Annotated in this window: 20 protein-coding genes and 3 tRNA genes; 15 read left to right on the top strand and 8 right to left on the bottom strand. The window is 48.7% G+C overall.

From position 1 onward, the window contains the following. Window positions 1-311 precede the first annotated feature (311 nt). Both OXH16_20375 and OXH16_20370 read right to left on the bottom strand, forming a co-directional pair. On the bottom strand, window positions 312-2291 hold the full coding sequence (locus OXH16_20375; GenBank protein MCY3683761.1) for an ABC transporter ATP-binding protein: 1980 nt from the start codon (window positions 2289-2291) through the stop codon (window positions 312-314). Between the two features lie 4 nt (window positions 2292-2295). After that, complete coding sequence (locus OXH16_20370; protein MCY3683760.1) at window positions 2296-4071, bottom strand: ABC transporter ATP-binding protein; 1776 nt, start codon at window positions 4069-4071, stop codon at window positions 2296-2298. 204 nt (window positions 4072-4275) lie between these two features. On the opposite strand from OXH16_20370, the gene OXH16_20365 reads away from it, so the two are divergent. From OXH16_20365 to OXH16_20310, 12 genes are all read left to right on the top strand, one after another. Further along, window positions 4276-5541: a ribonuclease HII gene (locus tag OXH16_20365; protein ID MCY3683759.1), complete on the top strand. Its 1266-nt coding sequence runs from the start codon at window positions 4276-4278 to the stop codon at window positions 5539-5541. Window positions 5542-5670: 129 nt separating this feature from the next. After that, window positions 5671-6963: a histidine--tRNA ligase gene (hisS, locus tag OXH16_20360; GenBank protein ID MCY3683758.1), complete on the top strand. Its 1293-nt coding sequence runs from the start codon at window positions 5671-5673 to the stop codon at window positions 6961-6963. Between the two features lie 9 nt (window positions 6964-6972). Then, the gene (gene aspS, locus OXH16_20355; protein ID MCY3683757.1) at window positions 6973-8748 is read left to right on the top strand and encodes an aspartate--tRNA ligase; all 1776 of its coding nucleotides are present in this window, start codon (window positions 6973-6975) and stop codon (window positions 8746-8748) included. 157 nt (window positions 8749-8905) lie between these two features. After that, the gene (locus OXH16_20350) at window positions 8906-9151 is read left to right on the top strand and encodes a hypothetical protein (GenBank protein MCY3683756.1); all 246 of its coding nucleotides are present in this window, start codon (window positions 8906-8908) and stop codon (window positions 9149-9151) included. A 41-nt stretch (window positions 9152-9192) separates the two neighbouring features. After that, window positions 9193-10035, top strand: a complete 843-nt coding sequence (locus OXH16_20345) for a LysM peptidoglycan-binding domain-containing protein (GenBank protein MCY3683755.1) — start codon at window positions 9193-9195, stop codon at window positions 10033-10035. 141 nt (window positions 10036-10176) lie between these two features. Further along, window positions 10177-11160 carry a PhoH family protein gene (locus OXH16_20340; GenBank protein ID MCY3683754.1) on the top strand — a complete coding sequence of 328 codons (984 nt, stop codon included), beginning with the start codon at window positions 10177-10179 and terminating at the stop codon, window positions 11158-11160. Continuing rightward, the gene (locus tag OXH16_20335; protein MCY3683753.1) at window positions 11157-13412 is read left to right on the top strand and encodes an HDIG domain-containing protein; all 2256 of its coding nucleotides are present in this window, start codon (window positions 11157-11159) and stop codon (window positions 13410-13412) included. Before OXH16_20340 ends, OXH16_20335 begins: the two co-directional genes overlap by 4 nt. A gap of 5 nt (window positions 13413-13417) precedes the next feature. Further along, window positions 13418-13834 (top strand): rRNA maturation RNase YbeY, encoded by a 417-nt coding sequence (gene ybeY, locus OXH16_20330; protein MCY3683752.1) that lies wholly within the window; start codon window positions 13418-13420, stop codon window positions 13832-13834. Between the two features lie 57 nt (window positions 13835-13891). Beyond that, window positions 13892-15199 carry a hemolysin family protein gene (locus OXH16_20325; protein MCY3683751.1) on the top strand — a complete coding sequence of 436 codons (1308 nt, stop codon included), beginning with the start codon at window positions 13892-13894 and terminating at the stop codon, window positions 15197-15199. A gap of 55 nt (window positions 15200-15254) precedes the next feature. Beyond that, window positions 15255-15331: transfer RNA gene (locus tag OXH16_20320), tRNA-Met, on the top strand. Window positions 15332-15486: 155 nt separating this feature from the next. Then, a complete protein-coding gene (locus tag OXH16_20315; protein ID MCY3683750.1) occupies window positions 15487-15777 on the top strand; it encodes a type II toxin-antitoxin system RelE/ParE family toxin in 291 nt (96 codons plus the stop codon). A gap of 18 nt (window positions 15778-15795) precedes the next feature. After that, window positions 15796-16092, top strand: coding sequence for a HigA family addiction module antitoxin (locus OXH16_20310; GenBank protein ID MCY3683749.1), 297 nt, complete (start codon window positions 15796-15798; stop codon window positions 16090-16092). Between the two features lie 35 nt (window positions 16093-16127). On the opposite strand, the gene OXH16_20305 is transcribed toward OXH16_20310, so the two are convergent. After that, complete coding sequence (locus tag OXH16_20305; GenBank protein ID MCY3683748.1) at window positions 16128-16505, bottom strand: helix-turn-helix transcriptional regulator; 378 nt, start codon at window positions 16503-16505, stop codon at window positions 16128-16130. Then, window positions 16502-17263 (bottom strand): class I SAM-dependent methyltransferase, encoded by a 762-nt coding sequence (locus OXH16_20300; GenBank protein ID MCY3683747.1) that lies wholly within the window; start codon window positions 17261-17263, stop codon window positions 16502-16504. Before OXH16_20300 ends, OXH16_20305 begins: the two co-directional genes overlap by 4 nt. Before the next feature lie 292 nt (window positions 17264-17555). Here OXH16_20300 and OXH16_20295 point away from each other — a divergent pair, with 292 nt between their 5' ends. After that, window positions 17556-18470, top strand: a complete 915-nt coding sequence (locus tag OXH16_20295) for a hypothetical protein (GenBank protein MCY3683746.1) — start codon at window positions 17556-17558, stop codon at window positions 18468-18470. 179 nt (window positions 18471-18649) lie between these two features. Beyond that, complete coding sequence (gene nrdR, locus OXH16_20290; protein MCY3683745.1) at window positions 18650-19102, top strand: transcriptional regulator NrdR; 453 nt, start codon at window positions 18650-18652, stop codon at window positions 19100-19102. Window positions 19103-19179: 77 nt separating this feature from the next. Here the strand turns inward: nrdR and OXH16_20285 are convergent, their stop codons facing one another. The 4 genes from OXH16_20285 to OXH16_20270 form a co-directional block, all read right to left on the bottom strand. After that, window positions 19180-19767: a hypothetical protein gene (locus OXH16_20285; GenBank protein MCY3683744.1), complete on the bottom strand. Its 588-nt coding sequence runs from the start codon at window positions 19765-19767 to the stop codon at window positions 19180-19182. Then, the gene (locus tag OXH16_20280) at window positions 19764-21122 is read right to left on the bottom strand and encodes an alkaline phosphatase family protein (GenBank protein MCY3683743.1); all 1359 of its coding nucleotides are present in this window, start codon (window positions 21120-21122) and stop codon (window positions 19764-19766) included. The genes OXH16_20285 and OXH16_20280 overlap by 4 nt, the downstream gene beginning before the upstream one ends. Window positions 21123-21226: 104 nt before the next feature. Then, window positions 21227-21303: transfer RNA gene (locus OXH16_20275), tRNA-His, on the bottom strand. A 16-nt stretch (window positions 21304-21319) separates the two neighbouring features. After that, window positions 21320-21393, bottom strand: a tRNA-Arg gene (locus OXH16_20270). 302 nt (window positions 21394-21695) lie between these two features. On the opposite strand from OXH16_20270, the gene OXH16_20265 reads away from it, so the two are divergent. Beyond that, entirely contained in the window at window positions 21696-22313 is a 618-nt protein-coding gene (locus tag OXH16_20265) for a TetR/AcrR family transcriptional regulator (protein ID MCY3683742.1), read from the top strand. The last annotated feature ends 26 nt before the right edge of the window (window positions 22314-22339 follow it).

Genomic DNA, 22339 nt, shown 5'->3' with positions numbered 1-22339 from the left:
CAGAGACCACAATGCTGCGATAAACATATTGACGTTGGGGCTACAACGTCAGGCGGATTGACCGTCAAGAAGCCCAACTGCTCTATCGTTGGGAGTAGTCACGATAATACTGTCACGCCTGTAATTTCAACTCAAAAAGTCCCCGCATATTTGTGATTCTCACCGTATATTTCTGTTTTTTTTAGTTTTTGAGATTGAGTATAAAAAAAACTGCGAATGGATTTCCCATTTACAGTTCGGAAAAATATAGGGCGGGCACAGGGACACCGCCCCTACGTATGCCTGCGCTGCATCTATCTATATCGCACCTTTTATCTGTGTCCATCTGTGTCCATCTGTGGTTGCTTTTGTAGTTGCTTCTTCCCCTTTTCAACATCTTCCATCGCCGTCATAATCCCCTCAATAAACTCATCTGCCGCATCGTCTTTCTGCTTTTGCTGCTGTTCGTAAAGCAAGCGATAGACCTCGCACTCCTCCAGCAAATCGTCGTGGAAACCCCAGCCCGCCATGCGACCATTGTCCAGCACCAGGATGCGATCTGCCCGCATCGCAGTAGAAATCCGGTGGGTAATCACAAACGTCGTGCGCCCCTCCATCAAGTGATCCAGCGTCTCTTGAATCTTCGCCTCTGTCTTTGCATCCAGCGCCGAAGTCGTATCGTCCAAAATCAGAATACTGGGATCGGTGACCACAGCCATCGCAAAAGCCAGACGCTGTTTTTGCCCGCCCGATAAATTGGTACCGCGCTCCTCGACCGGCGCTTCGTATTTCTCTGGCAGCGTCATGATAAAATCGTGCAACTCCGCCGACTTAGCCGCCGCCATCACCTGCTCGGGCGTGGTATGGGGCTGACCGTAGCGAATATTATCGGCAATCGTCCCGGAAAACAGAACGGGTTCCTGGGGCACCATACTGATGTGCTGTCGCAGTGAAGAAATTTTGACATCTTGTATATCGTAATCGTCCAGAATAATCTTCCCCTCTGTGGGTTCATAAAGACGCATCAACAAACTCACCAGCGTACTCTTCCCCGAACCCGAAGGCCCAACCACAGCCACCGAAGTGCCAGGCCGCACGACAAACTTGAGATCTCGAAGAACGTAATCACCCGCCTCGGTATAGCGAAACGACACATCGCGGAACGACACGCGCCCGCGCACTTTGTCGAGTGTCTTCGCATCTTCTCTATCCCGAATAATCACCTCTTCATCCAGCACCTCAAACACGCGACTGATCACCACCAGCATCTGTTGCAACGTGGCATTCACATTGGCAAGTGCGACCAGTGGCGAAAAGAGATTCCCCATCGACATAGAAAAATAAACCAATTCCCCAACCGTCATCATACCGCCGCGAACCTGCAACGCGCCAAAATAAAAGATCAGCCCCATTGCAACCCCTCCCACAATCGAACAGACTGACCCCAGGCCAGAACTCAAAACAGACTGTTTGACCCCCAACCGATACAACCCGATCAGACGCCTGAAAAAATCCCGAAACTCCCGTCTTTCTCGCGCATAAGACAGAATGAGACGAATCCCCTTTGAGCGTTCTTCCAGCAGCGCAGACACCTCGGCATAATCCTCTCGAAACCGCATAAAAACATTTGCGATCGGACGCTGAAACACCTTATAGGTCACGACATACGCGGGCAATGCAACAAAAGCCATCAGCGCGAGCTTGACATCAATCGTAAACAGAATCGCCGTACCCATCAAAATGCGCGCAACATGCCGCAACGTCTCTACAAAAGTCGTCGTAATTTCGCTCTGCAACAACCCCACATCATCCAAAATACGCGCCATAATCCGCCCGGTTTGCTGGCGATCAAAAAATGTCATCTGCAACTGCTGTACCTTCTCGTGCAGAGCCAGGCGAATCCGGAAAACAATCCGCTGTCCCACATAGGCGATGCTATACGTATAAAACCAGTTGAGCGTGGCAAAAAACGATCTCACAACCAGGTAGAGAATAAAAATCCATCCCAACCATTCCAGTTTTTCCGTACGCGTCTTGGGCAGCATTATCCCGCCTTCTTTGCCCAGCCCTGGAATCGTCGCCTGTGGATCTCGCTTTGGCCGCCTCTCCTCCTGAATCAAAGACTGCATGTGGGCTTCTGAAACGACTTCACCTGCGGGCTTGAGTTGCAAGACTTCGTCAACTGTAATTTTTGAAATAAACCCGAGCAAAAACGTATAGGACGACGTAATAGTGGCCATCATAATGACCATCAACATACGCCCCCAATACGGCTTGATATACAAAATGGTAAATCGCTTTAAGTTTTCCATAACCTCAACTCGCCATAGCCTCTACAGCCTCTTCAATAGAACCTGCAGCCTGCTGCTCGTAAAGCTGGCGATACTTTCCATCGGGTATTTGCAACAATTCGCCGTGCGTCCCCTGTTCAATAATCTCGCCCTTATCCATCACAACAATAATATCTGCATTGACAATCGTCGATAATCGGTGTGCAATGGCAAAGGATGTGCGCCCCTTTAACACCCTGGTCATCGCCTTTTGTATCAGAGCTTCCGATAAAGAATCGAGTGACGAAGTCGCTTCATCCAGAATTAAAACCGACGGATTGGTCAGCACGGCTCTCGCAATGGCAAGGCGCTGCTTTTCTCCCACAGACAGTTTAATGCCATCTTTTCCCAACATCGAATCATAACCCTCGGGTGTACGCATAATAAACTCGTGAATCTCGGCAATACGCGCCGCCTCGATCAACTCGGCCTCTGTGGCATCTGCGCGACCATATAGTAAATTCTCCCGAATCGTACCATCAAACATCACCGAATCTTGCAACACCTGGCCGATCTGTGTACGCAGGGTACGCAACTTCACATCCCTCAAATCCTGGCCATCAATTGTAATACGCCCATTCTTCACATCGTAAAATCGCATCAACAAACTCGTCAACGTCGTCTTGCCGCATCCCGTATGCCCCACCAGCGCCACCATCTGCCCCGGCTGCACCTCGAGGTTAATTCCCTTCAAAACAGGCTCGTCCTCTTTGTACTCAAAATGCACATCTTCAAATTTAATATGTCCTTTTATCGGCGGCAATTCGACAGCATCTTCCTTGTCCCTAATCTCAATGGGAAAATCTAAAATTTCCAAAACGCGATCCACAGACACCATCACGGCTTGCAGACGCATGGCAATCTGCGTCAGGTTGAGAACGGGCTGAAACATCCGGCTCGAATAAGAAAAAAAGGCCATCACAGCCCCATAAGTCATCTCACCTTCAATCACATAATAACAGCCCAAACAAAAAATTACCGTATTGCGCAATCCCGACACCCCCCAGGACCCAGCCATATAGCCAGCGCGATTTGTGGCAGTCTGCATCGCCGCATCCAAACTCTGGTGCGTATCTTCCGCAAATGCGCGGTGTTCTCTGCGCTCTCGCCCATAAGATTTTACCAGTTGCACCCCGGACAACCGCTCTTGTAGTCCAACCGACACCTGATCCATCTTTCTGCGCCAGAGACTGAACGACTCCCTCATTGGCGTGCGCCACCCGTAATAATTGAAAAAATACAGGGGCATCAGCAAAAGCAACAAACACCCCATCTTCCAATTCAAACCCATGCACAGCACAAGCGCTACCCAGAACGACACAAAGTCAACGAGAATGCCCAGCATGCGCGACGTCACCATACTGCGCACATTCGCAATATCGCTCATAATGCGCGACATAATCTTGCCCGTACCCATCTCGTCGTAAAAGCGCATCGGCAATTTCAACATGTGTTCATACGTAAACCTCCGCATATTCGTCGTCATCCCCCATCCCACATAGGCATTGACGAATGAGATCCAAACGCGCATTGCAGCGGACGTGATAGGCAGGCAAATCGAAATAAACAGAAGCACTTCCAGCAAATGCCAGTTGCCCAGGGTAATGACATCATCGATGATAAACTTCATCACCAGAGGGGGCAGCATGCCCAGTGTGGTCATCGTCGCCGTCAGGCATACCAGCAAGATCAGGCGCGATTTAAAAGGCGTAACAAAACGCACGAACTTGCGCAGCTTGTCGGTATTGCTCTCGTCTGCCATATCGATCTCGTCTCAAAAATAAGTTGCAGATTTTTGGATCTCGACGCTTCTTTAATTCATCCACCTTTGGACAAACATAAATAACATTTAAGTATAGATATAAAAATATAAAGATACCTTGTAATTTAATCAAGCCCCTCTCATCCGATAGGCGTGCCTGGAGTCGAACCTCCTGCACCTTCAGCCATGAAAAATCTCTCAACAATGACCGTTGCGCAAATACGCGACCACACCAAATCTGCCAATCTTCCTGACGAAGCATACCTGCGCGCACTCGAACAGGACACCCGAGCCGGTGTTCGCGCAATCGCAGAACAGATAAGAAAAAAGCAAAAAGCACAGGCGCGTGAGAACGCGCGTCTCGAGCAAATGCTCACCATAGAAAAAAAACTCAGAGAACGGGGCATCCAGCACATCGCAGGCGTAGATGAAGCTGGGCGAGGTCCCCTCGCAGGTCCCGTTGTCGCCGCCGCGGTTATCCTGCCGCCAGATACACTCATCCCTGGCCTGAATGACTCCAAAGCACTATCCGAAAAACGCAGAGCAGAACTTTTTGAAACCATCCACAATATAGCCCTCGCCATTGGCACAGGCAAAGCGTCTCCACGAGAAATAGACAAATACAACATCCGCAACGCCACCCACCAGGCCATGTGCGAGGCACTCGCCGCCCTCAGCACCTCGCCAGACCGCGTGCTCATCGATGGCAATGCCATCCCGGGCAGCCCATTCCCCGAACAAGCGGTCATAGGCGGTGATCGTAAGTCGCTTTCTATAGCCGCCGCGTCTGTCATCGCCAAAGTAACGCGTGATCGCCTGATGATCGATTACCATGCGCAATACCCCGCATATGGCTTTGCCGGTCACAAAGGATACGGCAGCGCCGATCACCTCGCCGCCTTGCAAAAACACGGTCCCTGTCCTATCCACCGCCGATCTTTCCGGGGCGTCATTGAAGCCAGGCGCTCTGAAGACTTTAAAATTTTTGCCAAAGGCATTCGCACAGCGATGAACCTCGACCAACTCCAGGCCATAGGAAAAACCATTGCCAGTGCCAGCAAACACATCCCACAGGATGAGGTTCAGATCCTGCGCCTGCTATTTCGCAAACAACGCACCCGCCTGCAACAATCCGGTCCAAAAGGCGAACAATTGGCAGAAACATTTCTAAAACAAAAGGGATATCGCATTCGCGGGCGCGGATTTCGCGCCCTGGGCGGTGAAATTGACCTCATTGCGGTGAAAAACGACATTTTGATCTTCGTCGAGGTCAAAACCGCGACCACCTCGCATTTTGGGCAGCCAGAGGCCTGGGTGACGCCTGCCAAACAAGCGCAAATCATCAAAATCGCAAAAGCCTACCTAAGACAACGCTCTGCCCACGCGGCACCGAGATTTGACGTCATCGCCATTGACCTGACACAATCGCGTCCTGTCATCCACCACTACGAAAACGCTTTTACAGCTTAGACCAATCCCTAAATTTTTCCTCTTAAATCTTGACAATACCCTCTCTTACCTTTATTTTCGTTTTCTATTATAAAAAATAATTTGCAACGGATATATTATAAAAAATAATTTGCAACGGATATACCACCCATGCCACAGTTAATTCCCAAAGTAAAAGGCACCCGCGATTTTTATCCCGAAGACTGGGCCTACCAGAAATGGCTCTGCGAGAAATTTATCGGTGTTGGCAACCTCTTCGGGTACAGGGAATACGAAAGCACAATACTCGAATACATGGCCCTCTACCTGGGCAAAAGCAGCGAAGAAATCGTCACACAGCAAACATTCACGCTATCTGACCGGGACGACAAACAACTCGTCATGCGCCCAGAACTCACCCCCACACTCGCGCGCATGGTCGCCCAAAAAGAAGGCGAACTCACCTTCCCTATCCGCTGGCAATCCTACGGCCGGTTCTTTCGCTACGAGCGCCCCCAACGCGGTCGTGGTCGTTCCTTTTTTCAATGGAATATCGACGCGCTCGGCAGCGATAGCTATCTGGCCGATGCCGAAATAATCACCATAGCTTGTACGCTATTCAAACATCTCGGTCTCAGTACCCAACACGCCACCATCAGAATCAACGACCGACAGGGCCTGGAAAATTTAATCGCCAGAGAACTGGCCCTATCACCCGAGAACATCAGACCGGTTTTGGGGGCCATTGATCGCATAGACAAAATGCCCGAGGAAAAATTCCGCACCTATTTGGCCGACGATCTGGATCTCAGCGCACATCAAATCGATACCCTCTACGAAATCCTTCAAACAACAGACCTGACGTTTTCCCCCTGGCTCCAGCGCATATTTGAGCAACTCGACAAAAATGATGTCAGAGACTTTGTAAGACTCGATCTCAAAATCGTACGCGGTTTTGACTACTACACGCGCACAGTATTTGAAGCCTGGGCTAAAACCTCATTGCGCCGCGCCCTCTTTGGAGGTGGTCGTTACGACAATCTCACACGTCAAGTAGGCGGCAAACGCCAGGTACCGGGTGTGGGATTTGCAGTCGGCGATATGGCTATCACCGAATTGCTAAAAGAAATAGACATTTATCCCCAACTCGAAATGCCCGGTGCCCGCGTCTTCATTACGGTATTTTCAGAAGACCTGCTCTCCCAATCGTCTTCTTTTGCTGAAAAACTTCGCCAGAAGGGTATCGCAACAGAATTGCACCTCATTCCGGGACAGCGTCTCGACAGACAATTCAAATATGCAGATCGTCAAAATATTCCCTTTGCAGCGGTTATTGGGCCAGATGAAGCATCTGCAAATACCATCGTCCTCAAAGACCTCAAAACGCGCGCACAACAAATTTTTTCACAAAACGACCTGTGCGCGATAAAAACAACGCTTAAAAACGGAATTACCCAAGCGTAGGAGACAGACATGTTAGAGTCGCTCGGCGACTGGAAACGCACGCACAACTGCGGCGAATTGCGCATCGAAAATGTAGGCGAAGAAGTCTGCCTGATGGGTTGGGTTGGCAAAAGACGCGACCATGGAGGCGTCATATTTGTCGATTTGCGCGACCGCTACGGCATCACCCAGGTAGTCTTTCGGCCCGATCTCGAAGCAGAAACACACGCCATTGCAGAACAAATTCGCAACGAATTTGTCCTCGCAATAAAAGGCAGAGTTGAGCCGCGTCCGGAAGGCATGACAAATCCCAAATTGCCCACCGGTGCCATCGACATCGAATGTTCAGACCTGCGTCTTCTCAACGAAGCGGACACCCCGCCATTTGCCATAGAGCCCGACATCGACGTCAACGAAGAACTGCGCCTGCGCTATCGCTACCTCGACCTGCGCCGCCCCGATATGCAACAAGCCCTGTTCCTGAGACATAACGCCGCACAGGAAACGCGCAAATATTTGATTGGCCAGGGCTTTCTCGAAATCGAAACCCCCTTCCTCATGAAAAGCACGCCCGAAGGTGCCAGAGATTATCTCGTTCCTTCTCGCGTTCAAAGAGGCAACTTCTATGCCCTGCCCCAGTCACCACAAACCTACAAACAGTTGCTCATGATCGCCGGCTATGATCGCTACTTTCAAATCGTGCGCTGCTTCCGCGATGAAGACCTGAGGGGCGACCGGCAGCCCGAGTTTACCCAAATTGACATAGAAATGGCATTTGTCACAGAAGCCGATGTCATGCAACTCGCAGAAGGGCTTACGCGGCACTTGTTTGAGCATGTCATAGGCTTTGATATCCCCTCTCCCATACCGCAAATGACCTATCGCGAGGCGATTGACCGCTTTGGAACTGATCGTCCGGATACGCGCTTCGGCCTCGAAATTGTCGATATTGCAAAAGCTGCTCTCGCTTCGGAATTTCGGGTCTTTAGATCCGTAATTGATTCCGGTGGGCAAGTTCGCGCCATTAATGCCAAAGGATGCGCAAACTACTCGCGCAAACAAATCGATGACCTCACAGCCTTTGTTGCAACACACGGCGCAAAGGGACTCGCCTGGATTAAAGTGACCGACCAGGGGTTCGAATCATCAATTGTCAAGTTCTTCCCCGATCAAGCCCAACAAATGCTCAGAGAATCACTCGATGCACAGACGGGAGATCTGCTTTTATTTGTCGCGGATCAACCTTCTGTTGTCGCAAACGCACTGGGCAATCTGCGCTTAGAACTGGCGCAACAACAAGACCTCCTGGAGACCGGTGACTTTAGCTTTTTATGGGTGACGCAGTTCCCCCTTCTCGAATTTGATGACGCTGAAAAACGCTATGTCGCCTGTCACCATCCCTTCACTTCTCCTATGGAATCGGACCTCAATGATCTTGAAACAGCCCCGGGTGATGTTCGCGCCAGAGCTTATGATCTCGTTCTCAATGGCAACGAAATCGCTGGGGGAAGTATTCGTATCCACCACAGGGAAATCCAGGAGCGCGTATTCCGCATGTTGGGGATATCCGAAAGCGAATCGCGGGAAAAATTCGGCTTCTTACTCGACGCCTTTCGATACGGCGCGCCCCCCCATGGCGGCATCGCGTTTGGATACGACCGCCTCGTCGCCCTCATGGCCGGCAAAGCATTTATCCGCGATGTCATTCCATTTCCGAAAACCAATACAGCGGCATCGCTCATGGACGGGGCACCATCTATAGTAGATCCCGCCCAACTCCGCGAACTCGGTTTGCGATTATTGTAATCACAAAGGGCTATAATGCATTCAAAACTTTTTCTTGACTTTATGTATTTTATGTAGTACTTTGTCTAAAAGTCGTATTATTAGTTTTTTTTCTTTTCCCTTAAGTATTTGATAATTTAGATACTTACGTCAATATTTATGAGGAGGCAGTCGGGTTATGAAAAGACTCAAAAAAGCGGCGGGTTGCGGTCTGCTACTCGTTCTGTTATCTGGATGTTGCACGCCAATGGCCTCGAGATCGCAACTCCAAATGCTCGAAGAAACGCGTAAAGCCGCAGAATCAGCTGAAGCCGACCTCGCAGCCTGTAAGCAAAACCGGGCCGAGTTGGAACGCCAATTGGCACAGAAAAAACAGGTTCTGGCCGAGTGGCAAAATATCTTAAGTCAATGCAACAGGTCTTGAGCCAGTAATTTTCTTTTGGTGTGTGGAAAGGAGTTGGTCGGATGACAGGTTTGAAGCGTTTCGGGTTTTTTCTCTTTTGTTGTGCAATCGCCCTTTTGGTTTTCCCTCAAAAGGGAATTGCCCAGATGGAGATGACCTATGACGAATACAGGATGAAACTCACTGAACAGGAGCAACGGCTTGCAGAACTTAAACAGGCTCTGCTTGAATGCCAAACTGCATCTAATGACCTTTCTAGCCAGATTTCGAGCCTGGATACCCAGATCAGTGAAATCAAACGGCAAGTCTATAGTCTTGTTGAATCCAATGAAGCAGGGGTCAACGAATACATACAAGAACTCGGCCGCATTGAAGGTCGCCTCATGGGCTTGCGCAGCCTGGCAGAAGATGCCCTTTTTGAAGTTCGAGATGAGATTGATCAAATAGAAGCCCGCGTATCAGAGCTTAAAGCAGACAAAAGAGCCTGTTTCCCAGCTGCACAGGCAAAACTGGCCAGTATTGATCAATTACTTGAGCAAGTCAAAGCGCGTATGCCTCGCAAGCGCATTCGGCAATATTCGGTTGTCAGAGGTGATAATCTCTGGAAAATCGCCAAAAAAGACGATATTTACGGCGATCCTTATCTCTGGCCCCGTATCTATGTTGAAAACCGGGATAAAATTAAACACCCCGATATAATTTATCCCAAGTGGGTTCTCAACGTTCCCTTTGGCGTCGATATTAATCAACATCTCGTGATGAGTGGCGAAAACCTCTCGTCTATTGCTGGTAAGGTGTACAATGATGTCACCAAATGGAATCGGATCTATCAGGCCAACAAAACACAGATCTTTGATCCGAGCATGATTTTCCCGGCTCAAGTATTTGATATTCCAGCAAACTGACCTCAACCTTTTCGATCCCAGAATTTGGATCTTTCATAAATCCAATGGAAGGTTCATCTATCAACCTCTAACTCTAAAATAGAACTCTCATTCCCGTAGTCTGTTTGGGAATGAGAGTTTTCTTTTTTAAATACTCAAATCGTGGAAAACAGAGAACTCTCCCATAGACTATCTTTGCGCGGTGTTGACCTCCTATCGTTATACGGTCATAACGATGCAAATTTGCTCGCCCTTGAAGACCGCTATGGCGTGCGGTTAACCGCACGCGGAGATCAGCTAAATGTTCAGGGACCACAACACAAAGTTCAACACGTCTCTGGTCTATTAGAAGAAATGATTTCCTGCCTTCGGCGCGGCGATCAGTTTGACCCTCTACACCTGCTTGCGCCACCGCCAGAAAATTGCGAATCTGAAATCGGCGAATACGCAAAACCCATTCTTTCAACGCCAAAAATTCTCATTCGCCCCCGCTCACGGACTCAGGTTGCTTACTCGGCAGCGATAGAAGACCACGATATTGTTTTCGGTATTGGGCCTGCGGGCACGGGAAAGACTTATCTGGCAGTCGCAGCGGCTGTTGCTGCACTGAAAAGCAAACACATCTCCAGAATTATCCTGACGCGGCCAGCCGTAGAAGCTGGAGAAACCCTGGGATTTCTTCCGGGAGATATACAGGATAAAGTCGATCCCTATCTGCGCCCACTCTACGATGCACTGCGCGACATGCTACCCGATACACAATTGCAACACCTGATGGAGATGCACACACTTGAAATTGCACCGCTTGCATTTATGAGAGGACGCACCCTGAATAACGCTTTTGTCATTCTCGATGAGGCTCAGAATACCACCGTCAACCAGATGAAGATGTTTCTCACCCGCCTGGGCAACAATGCCAAAGCCGTAATTACGGGTGATATAACACAAATAGACCTGCCGCCGGGTATTAAGTCCGGACTTATACACGTCCAGCACATCCTATCTCATATAGAAGCCATCAAGTTTATCAGCTTTTCAGAAAGAGATGTTGTAAGACACCCATTGGTCCAACAAATTATAACAGCTTACGAACAAAGCGAACATTCCCAGGAACCAGATGTAGAAGAGGCTCTGCCAAAACCATGATGTTCTTTAGAAAACGTCAACGCGGCCGCACGCGTCGGACGAGACAACAGTGGAAACAGCGAGGGAAGCAAGCCTTTCGCATTGCGTTGATGCTCGCCCTCTTAGGCGTACTAACCGTCTTATTTCCCACGCAACAGCATCACGAATACAGTGCATTTCGAGTAGGTGCGATTGCGCCAGATGAAGTCATTGCCCCTGAACCCTTCCCCGTGTACAAAAGCGAGGAAGCATACCAGGATGAAGTCTCAGAAGCTCGCCGCCAGGTTTTGCCAGTTTTGCGCTATGATAGCACAGTACAGCAAAACAAACTGAATGCATATAAAACATTTCTTAACGACATAAAAAAGCACATGGGCTCTGGGGTAAGCGAATCGCTCTCACAAGAGCTACGGCTTTCACACCCGGAAATTAGCCCCTTGTCGGAATCCACCCTGAAACATCTCATACCCGTATCTCGACGGCGATCAGCCAGCCGCAGTACATTGACCACTGCAGTTGAGAAAATTCTTCAAAGCACCTACCAGAACGGGATTATCGACCAGAAAATAAATACCGTCGAAGAGGGGTACGCAGAGGTTATACTACTTAATAATGGCTCAGAACGCCAAATTAGCCTTGAAGAACTGGCCGATATAGAAAATTTTACCTCGGAACTCCAACAAACCATAGAACAGCAATTGCCAAAGGCAAGTGCTATGGAAATGAGAGCTGGCAGTGAACTGGTTCTCGCCTATCTATCCTCCAACATTGCCTATGACGCTACCGAAACCCAGAGGCGAAGAGATGAGGCAGCCAGTAATGTCTCACGTACCAAGCCAGGGACAGTCCTCAAAGGCGAGCGCATTATTGACAAACACGACCGCGTAACATCTGACGACATAGACAAACTCAGATCACTGGCCGAACATATCAACCAACGCCGTCAGCAAGATCCATTTATTGACCTCATTCAACGAGGGGCTGGACTATCACTTTGCGCGTTGACGCTCATAATATTTTTTGCATTTCTAAAATTTTATCGTCCCGACCTTTATCGCCCGTCCAAAAACATCGTACTGTTTGGCATCATTATTTTAATCCCCACTGCTGTGGCTGATTACGCCGCCCAAAGCCAGGCCATATCGCCTTTTCTCATCCCCGTCGCACTATCTGCAATGCTGGCGACCGTGCTCTTTGATGCCGTCGTCGGCATGGTGATCACCCTTGTAGTTACAACGCTTTGTGCCAGCATTCTCGGCGAACTCCAATACGGGATCATCTTTCTCACCACAGGCATTATTGGCGCATTTTCCGTACACCAGGTGCGCCATCGCAGAGATTTTTATCGCCCTGGTCTGTATCTGATTGTCGCTTATGCCCTGACAATTACCTCTACGGTCGGACTACTTTTTTCTTATACCAACACAACCGAGTTTCTCACAGAAATACGCGAGGATTTATTCTGGGGCATTGTGTCTGCCTGCGGTTCCTTAATCCTCACCATTGGATTACTGCCCGTATTTGAAAGTGTTTTCAATGTCGTAACATCCCTGACACTGCTCGAACTGGCGGACTTAAATCGCCCGCTATTGCGCAATTTGGCCCTTCGCGCTCCAGGAACCTTTAGCCACAGCATAAACATGGCCAATCTCTCGGAAGAAGCCGCGCTCGCAATAGACGCAGACCCCTTGCTCGCACGCGTTGGGTGTTATTACCACGATATCGGAAAAATGAGACGGCCACACTATTTTATAGAAAACCAGCACGGCGTGAATCCCCACGATGAGTTGCAGCCTCAAATAAGTGCCCTGATTCTCATTTCCCATGTCAGGGACGGGATCGAATTGGCAAAAGAAGAAGGACTTCCTCCGGCAATCATTGATCTCATCCCACAGCACCATGGGACTTCAGAAATGACTTCGTTTAAACATCAGGCGCAACTCATCGACGAACAGGCAGTCCGCGATGCCGACTTTCACTATCCCGGTCCCAAACCCCAGACCAAAGAAGCGGGTATTATTAATCTCGCAGACGCTGTCGAATCTGCGACGCGGTCTTTGCCGAACAATGAGCCAGACGAAATTAAAAAGCTCGTCCAAACAATTGTCAAAGGTCGTTATGATGCGGGAGAATTGGATGAATGCGATCTCACATTGCGCGATCTGACCAGAATCCAGGAAGCCTTTTTACCCGTCTTGCAGGCGTCGCACCACCCCCGAATACCCTATCCCTGGCAAGCGCAACAACAAGAACGCCAGGTCGCAAACAGATAAATAAAATGGAAATTACAACTTTAGTCGATGTATGCGATCTGGATATCACCAGCATAGAAGCTGTCGTGCAACAACTTCTTTCAGACAACGAGGTGCATCTCCCCATTTCGTGTGTTCTAACCCATGACGCCCACATCCGACAACTCAATAAAAAATATCGAAACATAGACAAACCGACTGATGTTCTTTCATTTGAGCTGTCCGATTCGATCCATCCAGAGGCGCATTATTGTGGAGAGATATACATCTCAGTAGATCGCGCACGACAGCAAGCAAAAGCGCATAACCGGTCCCTACAAGCAGAAATAACCCACTTGACAGTGCATGGGACCCTGCATTTGCTGGGATTTGAACACGATACCCTTGAAGGATACACGCAAATGCGAAATGAAGAAAAAAAATACCTGACCCTGATAGAATAATTTTGCGCTTATGTCCTTGCTACAAACAATCATTCCCTCGAAAGGAGCGTGATTTTTTTGGACGATCCTTGGCCAGCAGTCTTTATAACCATCGCTTCTATTGTCCTGACAGCAGCTTTCTCCAGGCTCGGCTCAATTGTTGTTTCGCGCACAACCCTCGAACGCCTGCACGAAGAAAAAATAGCACGCGCAGGACTCTACCTCTGGCTCTATCGCTCCCGCGATTTTGTCTCACAAATGGTTTTGCTCGGTCAGACAATCACCATATCTATAGGTGCTCTGGCACTGCTATCCATTCTTTTGCAGACGTTAAAACCGGGTTTCTGGCTGTATCCCGGCTCAGCATTGCTCATCGCGCTTTATGTATTTATCGCCCTGATCATTCGCAGTATTGTTCCCCCCTACCGCAGGGAAGAAGGATCAGACCGTCCGCTACCCTTTTTGCCGTTATGCTTTTTGCCCTTTTACTCTATTCTTGTCCTACCCACACTACTGTTGCAAAAAGCGCAAACTGTCTTCTTGAGCGAAGACGATAGCAGAGCACTAAAAGAAGAAGAATTGCGCAATATCGTCGAATCGGAAACAGAAGAAGGCACAATCGAAGCAGAAGAAAGGGAAATGATCGAGGGCATCTTTGAATTTGACGAAACAACGGTCAAAGAGGTCATGATCCCGCGCATAGATATAATTTCTGCCGAGGTAACAGCCACGCCCAATGAGCTTCTCGAACTGATCCAACAATCCTGGCACTCGCGAATTCCCATCTATGAAGAGCGAATCGACAACATCAAGGGCGTCGTCTATGTCAAAGATATTTTGCTCAATCTGGCGACCAATCAGCCGTGGTCTATCCCGGAGATCATGCGTACGCCATACTTTGTGCCAGAAAATAAAACACTCGCCGATTTAATGGCCGAATTTAAGCGCGAAAAAGTACACATGGCGATTGTTGTCGGGGAATATGGTGGAACATCTGGCATCATTACAATGGAAGATATTATCGAAGAAATCGTCGGCGAAATTCAAGATGAATACGACGATGAAGAACCGCTTTTTGAATGGCGCGAAGAAGGCAAAATACTCGTAGCAGATGCACGCATTGACATCGAAGACCTCAATATTGTGCTCAACGTCGAACTGCCACAAAACGGTTACGAAACGCTCGGTGGATTTATATACAACGTTCTTGGACACGTACCCCAGATAGATGAAAATTTAGAACACGGAAATTTGCTTCTTGAAATCCTCGAAGTCGTTGGACAACGCATCACACGGGTAAAAATTACCAAACGCGGAGAGCCTTCCCAGAACGAGCCAAAACGCGGTGACGAGATACAAATGCAAAACGACAAACCGCAAAAATAGCTTGACAATAACCCCAAAATCCCGTTCTTTTCCTATGCTTATCTGGACATAGGGGCGCGGGGTGGAGCAGCCTGGTAGCTCGTTGGGCTCATAACCCAAAGGTCGGGGGTTCAAATCCCCCCCCCGCTACCATAAATATAAGAAAGCCCGTCAATCGGTGGTGATCGACGGGCTTTAGTTTGTACTCGAAGTAAGCCGATAAATTTTTCATTGATAATGGAATCAGGATTGGCTATATTTTACACGACTACCGTGAAATCGTGTAAAATTCAAAAGAAGAATATTTCATGATTGAGTCATTTGGAGATCCCGCAACAGAAGATTTATTTCACAACAGACAAACGCGGCGCGCTCGTAGCTTTCCACCGAATATTGCACGTGCCGCTTTAAGGAAATTGGATGTCATTGAAACCGCACATCGCCTGCAGGACTTGCGGACACCTCCGGGCAATCGCCTGGAAGCCCTGAAAGGCAATCTTCAGGGATTTTACAGCATCCGGGTCAACGAGCAATGGAGGATCATTTTTCGATGGTCCGAAAATTCTGCACATCAGGTATCGCTGACGGACTATCATTAGACTATTTTGGGGACAATCATGCTGCCCGAAAATCGCATTCCGACGCATCCAGGTGAAATCCTTTTGGAAGAATTTCTGAAACCCTCAAGCATAACCCAGGTAGCGTTTGCCAAACACATTGAAGTGCCACTTCAAAGAGTTAATGAGATCATCCGTGGCAAACGGGGCGTAACGCCTGAGACAGCCTGGTTATTTTCTCAAGCACTGGGCACGACACCTGAGTTATGGATGAATCTTCAACGGAATTACGATCTGGCTAAGACCCGACTACAAAAAAAGATTCCAAAACTTCAACTTGATCCGTCCTGGGTCTGATTCATCTATCTTTAAAAAAAATCTTTTATTTTTTATCAGACATCGAGCAAGGATCGAAACGCAGCCTTGAAATTGTGCGGTGCGCTCCGCCAGAGTTGAATTCCCTCGATAATATCATCGGTTTCTGATTTAAATATCGGTTGCAATGCTTTTCTCAGTTCTGCGACCTGTATTGTCTCCTGGCTGGTATTTTGATCCGTCAACAAATCTTCGACACTTCTGCCCAGCACATCTGCAATTTTTGCCAACACGGGAATTGACCCGCGCTGTTTGCCCTTTCGAATATCGCTGAAATAGGGGGCACTAATCCCAACCATCTTGGCGATCTCCTGTCCCTGTAAACCCGATTCGCGTTGCCAGCGCTGAATCTTCTCACCTGCTATTTGCTTATCGTAAAGCTCTCGCCTTGTCATGCATACACTCCTTTTTTCAAATGAGAATGCTTATCTACCTCCACCAACCACGCAATGTCGTTCAGGTCGTGAAACGCGATATCCTCGGCTCCAATGCCACACGCACCGAGATTGGACGCGATACTGTCTTGCGTCCACCTTGCAGACCAAAAACCTTCGGCAGTCGCCACAAATCGCGATCCCAAAGGCGTCACAACGCGCTGCCCTGTATGCTCGTAGAAATCGACTTGTGCGGCCTCAGTTTTCGGCACATCCTTGTACATGGTGAAAAATGCGGAACCGCCGATTTTCAGAGCGCGATAAAAACGCGAAATCGTCTGAATAAACCGCGGATTGCGGTCGAGATAGGCGTCGCTGTACAGGCTGAGGTCATCGGATTTATCTCTGATATTGCCCGGCGTAAAATACAGACAGAAAACGAGGTCGTAAAACGCCTCCTCAACCACTGCCTCGGCGGCATCGCCTATGAATATCTGTGCATTGTCAACGCGTTCTTTTTTCCACAGCGCGCGTGCGTCTTCAGCCATTTCGGACGATATTTCAAAGCCGTGGTACAAAAGACAGTGCGGCGCAAATAGAACAGCGTGATAGCCATTGCCACACCCGATATCCGCAATTTTGTATGGACCGTTCCGAAGCCACTCGCAGAGTATCTCATCCTGTCTCTGCCGAGCCTCTCTAATCGGTTCGGGACAATAGGACGACTCAAGCGCGCGCTTGACGGCTTCATTTTCGAATTCCAGCGATATATGACTCACTTGTTCCCTCTTTGGTTTTTGCTTAGCCAATTAATTATTCATGCAGAAATCTACTATGCAGGTCAAGTTGTAAATATCGACTATTTATGTATTCCCACCCCATAACTGTATCAATTTTACAACACCTGTGCGAAAAAGACACACCTTTTGCTTTCCTGTACAAATGGCACAGCACAATAATAAATAATATAAAAACAGGTATTTATATCATTTCTTTCAAAAACATAATTTACGGCACAGATTTTGCATACTATAATCAATAGCCGGGGTCATACACTTTCAGGAGGTTATCATGTCACAGATTCGACTGTTTTTGCTCGCCGCGCTCGTCTGCTTGCCTGTCACGGCATCGTCTGCACCGCATATTGAATCCTCACTGAAAAAATCCAAAGCCCAATTGTCGGGTTCAATAAGCAATGGTGCCATTGGCATCAACTCCAACGGCAAAATAACGATCCACATCCCCGAAGGCACTATTTCGCTCCCAACCGATTCGCTCTCTACAGCGCCCAAAGGTCCATCTGGCCCCTATGCCCCTTGCATCCTCGGCGGTCCTGGTCAATCAGTTCTTAGTAATCCAGCCAGATTATCTCCCTTATATACACCGCTTCCAGACCCGGTGGAATTGCTCAATCACATCGGGATGTTTTTCTCAACAGCCAGCGGTGGCTTTGGATCTCGCATCAATTACGACCACAAAATATCTCCACACACACGCTTTACCGCCAGTCCAGAATTTCTCACCTATAGCCTGTCCAGAGCCAGCACTATTCTGGGAGACCTTATGCCCCCGGGCACAACGCGGATCACCCTGATCACCATACCAATCGGCCTCCAACGCCACTTTGCGCCCACATCGCGCATCAATCCCCATATTGGATTTGGTTTTGGCCCCATCATCCGGCTGGATCACCGCTCACACCGACTGGGGTACTACGGAAACAATTTGGGTTTAGACAGAATCGTTCGCAATAGACGCAACAGCCTCAATCTCACAGTTCCCCTTACCCTCGATGATTTCCCAAGCACCTCCTTGACCCTGGGGGGCCATCTCGCTTCTGGTCTGAATATCCATTTCGGCGAGAAAAAAAATCTCGCCCTCACCATCGAAGGCCGCTACACCCTGGCCCGATTCATTGACGCGATGGGTTCACCCGGCGATTTCAGTGGGCTTTCCCTTGCCATAGGATTTGGAAAAGCGTTCTAAAAAATCACCATATAAAATCAAAAAAGGGACGCATCGGGAAATGATGGGTCCCTTTTTCTGTACGCGCCATTAATTTTCACACACATTTACAATTCCTCTCTTGACAGTACCCTATATTTAGTGCTATAATTTGAGCAGCACACAATATCATGTTGATTTTAAGAAAGGAATCCTATCTCATGAAATGTCCTTATTGTGGCGTGATCGAAGACAAAGTGGTTGACTCCAGGTCCAGCAAAGAAGGCACCGCCATTCGACGACGCCGAGAATGCCTGGGGTGTGAACGTCGATTTACGACCTACGAATACATCGAAGACACCCCTCTCACCGTTATCAAATCCGATGGCAGGCGCGAAATTTTTGACAAAAACAAACTCATAGACAAAATCCGGCTCTCCTGCACCAAACGCCCGATCTCAACAGCTCAGATCGAGGAAATCGCCGACCGAATCGAAGATCAACTCGTAAGCAGAGGCGAACGCGAAATAGAAGCCAAAGAGCACATTGGCGAACTGGTCATGACAGAACTCAAACGCCTCGACGATGTTGCCTACGTGCGCTTTGCCTCTGTGTACCGCCAATTCAAAGACCTCAGCGACTTTGAAAAAGAACTGCGTCAATTTGAAAGGTGAGATGTAATATATCTCACACAAAGACACAAAGGTGCAAGACATAAAAGAGTCTGTGTTCACCTTTTACGTCTTACTTTTCACCTTCCTAAAAACTTCGCTTTCCCATCATGACAAGTCTGACACGTTGCTGGCTTGCCCGTCTTAATATCCAATAAGCGATCTGTAAATTTCTCCATCATCATGCGTGCAACAACCTTATTGGGCGTGGGCGTAACCGGATCGAGCCGACCATCGCGCCTTCTCACATGGCAATAGTCGCATGCCTTCACACCCAGCGCGCTCTGCATCTCTTTCATCATCGCCACAATTTCTCCACGCGACATACCCGCCAACCGCGAAGGTTTGGCTGCACTCGTATCGCGCACCACAAACTGCGCCGCGCCCGTGTGGCAAAAAGCACAATCAATCGTTTTTCCCGCTGTCGTAACCAGACCATCCACAAAATGATGCTTCATATAAAGCGCTGTTTTCTTCAACGGAGATGGTGCTTTGTAATCGCGTTCACCAGCCCCATTTACAGACGGATGGCAGTACTTGCACTTTACCCCCAGAGCTTTAGAAATCACTTCCATACCCTCTTCGCTCGTATCCAGAGTGTGGTGATCGTCCGCGTGTATATCGGACCACATCAAGATAACTGCACAGCAAAAAACAAAGCGTATCACAAAGCACCCCTCACGATTCGACCATCCACCCCATCGGGACTTTCCAACCCCAACAGAGCCATCATCGTAGGCAAAATATCCATCACCGTCGCGTCATCAGATGCCAGACCAGGCGCATTGGCAAACCACAGCGCATCATCGAAGGTATGCGTGCCATTCACCGGGCTGGATTCAAACAAAACGCGTTTTTCAAAACCGCCCTTCAAATCATATCCCTGTGCAGGCACTGCCATAAGATCGGGTGCCGCATCGAGGTCTTCACCAGCAAAAGCCTCTTCGCGCATCAACACGCGATCAATGACAGGTGCTCCACCATCGGGATCGCGAATTTCCATCAGCGCATCTGCCACATCTCGCCGGACCTGCTCGTATTCAGCACCTGCCTGCACGCAACCCTCGCGTTCTCTGCCTTTTAGATTCACGTAAAATCGCCCGGGCAACAATGAATAACACCGCGTAAGGGGATCCAGGTCTCTCAACTGCTTTGGTTCAGGCGATGCAAAAGACAGCAACCCCATCTGTTGCAGCCAAAAATTCAAATGCACCTCGCGCTGCAGGGTGCAAAAACCGTGATCCGATACAATCATGAGCAACGTATTGCTGTATAACCGCGAAACCAGTTCTCCAATGATCTCATCTACACGCGCGTAAAACTGATTAAACCACGCGGTATGCGACGCATCTCCTCTCTCTACATCCCCCCATAGAAAGTGGTGCAACCGATCGGTATCCATAAAATGTGCCACAAACAAATCCCATGATTCCTGGGCATAATACTTGAACATAGCGTCTGCACGTCGGTTGAGTGCCCAAAATAGCTCGTCGAGAAATTTCTGGCGATTTTTCCGCGCTTGCCAGGCGTCAATATCGATCAAATACCCCATGGATTCCAGTTCAGAAGCTATCGCAGGCGGATAGGTCGCCCTTTTCAAATCGGGTGACAGAAAGCCCGAAATCAAGATACCGTTGACCTGGCGAGGGGGAAAAGTAGTGGGCACACCCATAGAAAAAACTCGTTGACCCATATTGCTAAACAGATCGACCCATGTCTTGCTCCGCAACGTTCTCGAAGATGGAATAAACATCTCATACGTTTGGGGGACGCGGTCGATAAATCCAAAAATTCCGTGCTTGCCCGGGTTGGAACCCGTCGCAATCGATGCCCAGGCAGTTGACGATACCGTAGGCAGCACCGACGTCATAGACATCAGAGACCCATGAGCGATCAACTGCTGAAAATTGGGCATAATCCCCTCGGCAATCAAACGTTGCAAAAGACTATATGGCATGCCATCCAGCCCCAGAATAACAACGCGACTAAATTTGGCTTTATTTTGCCGAAAAAAATTGAGCATCTATTCGACCTAAAATAAAAACAGGGCTTTTAACCCCTTGTATATAGAAGCTAAAAGCCCGAGATACTGAATAAAACCTCTTCAGCACATGCATAAAAAAAATATGGGGTGAGTGAGGGGATTTGAACCCCCGACCTCCTGGGCCACAACCAGGCGCTCTGACCGACTGAGCTACACCCACCACACAAAACGCAAAACACTCCCGGCAGGGCTCGAACCTGCGACCTACTGCTTAGAAGGCAGTTGCTCTATCCAGCTGAGCTACGGGAGCAAAAGAACCTGCCCTTGAGGATTCTATCAAGGGTTAACGGACACCAGACACATCCTGTGTGAAAGCAAAATTATCATATTGAGCAAAAAGTGTCAAGCAAAAGTAATGTCTTTCCTCCCAAACCCACCTGCCGAGATCCGTCTTAGCCGATCCTTCGCAAGGCTTCAGACCCATGCGATAAGTAGCAGATTTTACACCTCATTTCGCGCCAAATTCCCGTTTTTTTTCAACTTGACAACCATTCTTCCCCTGATGATATTCTTTCAATATCCAGGCATTCACCCCAAAAGTACCGGTCCCTCATGCCCAGAAAACGACTCACACAGGCCGAACGGCGCGTCCAAATTATCGAAGTGGCAATGACGCTCTTCGCCACCAAAGGATTTACCGGTACCACCACGCGCGCCATTGCCCGTGCGGCAGATGTTTCGGAAGCCATTATCTTCAGGCATTTTGCGACCAAAGAAGACCTCTACAATGCCATTATCACATACACGGTTGAAAAACGTTCAGAACAGTGGGATCAAGACACAACCCCGCCGCCGGACCCGCGCAATATCGAACACCTCTTGCGCGACTTTGCCCAGACATTTGTCAATCGCAATCGCAGAGATTCGACGTTCATACGCCTGATGATGTACAGCGCACTTGAAGATCACAAATTTCGAGAAAAATTTTTCGCAATTTACAGCAACCCCCACATGCGATCCATTCGCCAGGCCATTCAAACCGGTGTCGATCAGGGCCAGTTTTGCGCGGTTGATCCGGCTGAATCGCTTCGCTCCTTCTTCTTTTCACTGCTGCAATACTGCATCAGCCGTTTTGTTGCGAGAAATGAAACCGATACACCAGAACGCGATGACGCCATGATCGAAAATCTCGTGACAATTTTTGTGCGCGGACTGCGAATAGACGAATAGACGAATAGACGAATAGACGAATCCCG

The sequence above is a fragment of the Gemmatimonadota bacterium genome, from assembly GCA_026705765.1.
Lineage (GTDB): Bacteria > Latescibacterota > UBA2968 > UBA2968 > UBA2968 > VXRD01.
The sequence above is the reverse complement of the archived record's forward strand: the minus strand, read 5'-3'. Positions and strand labels throughout refer to the sequence as shown.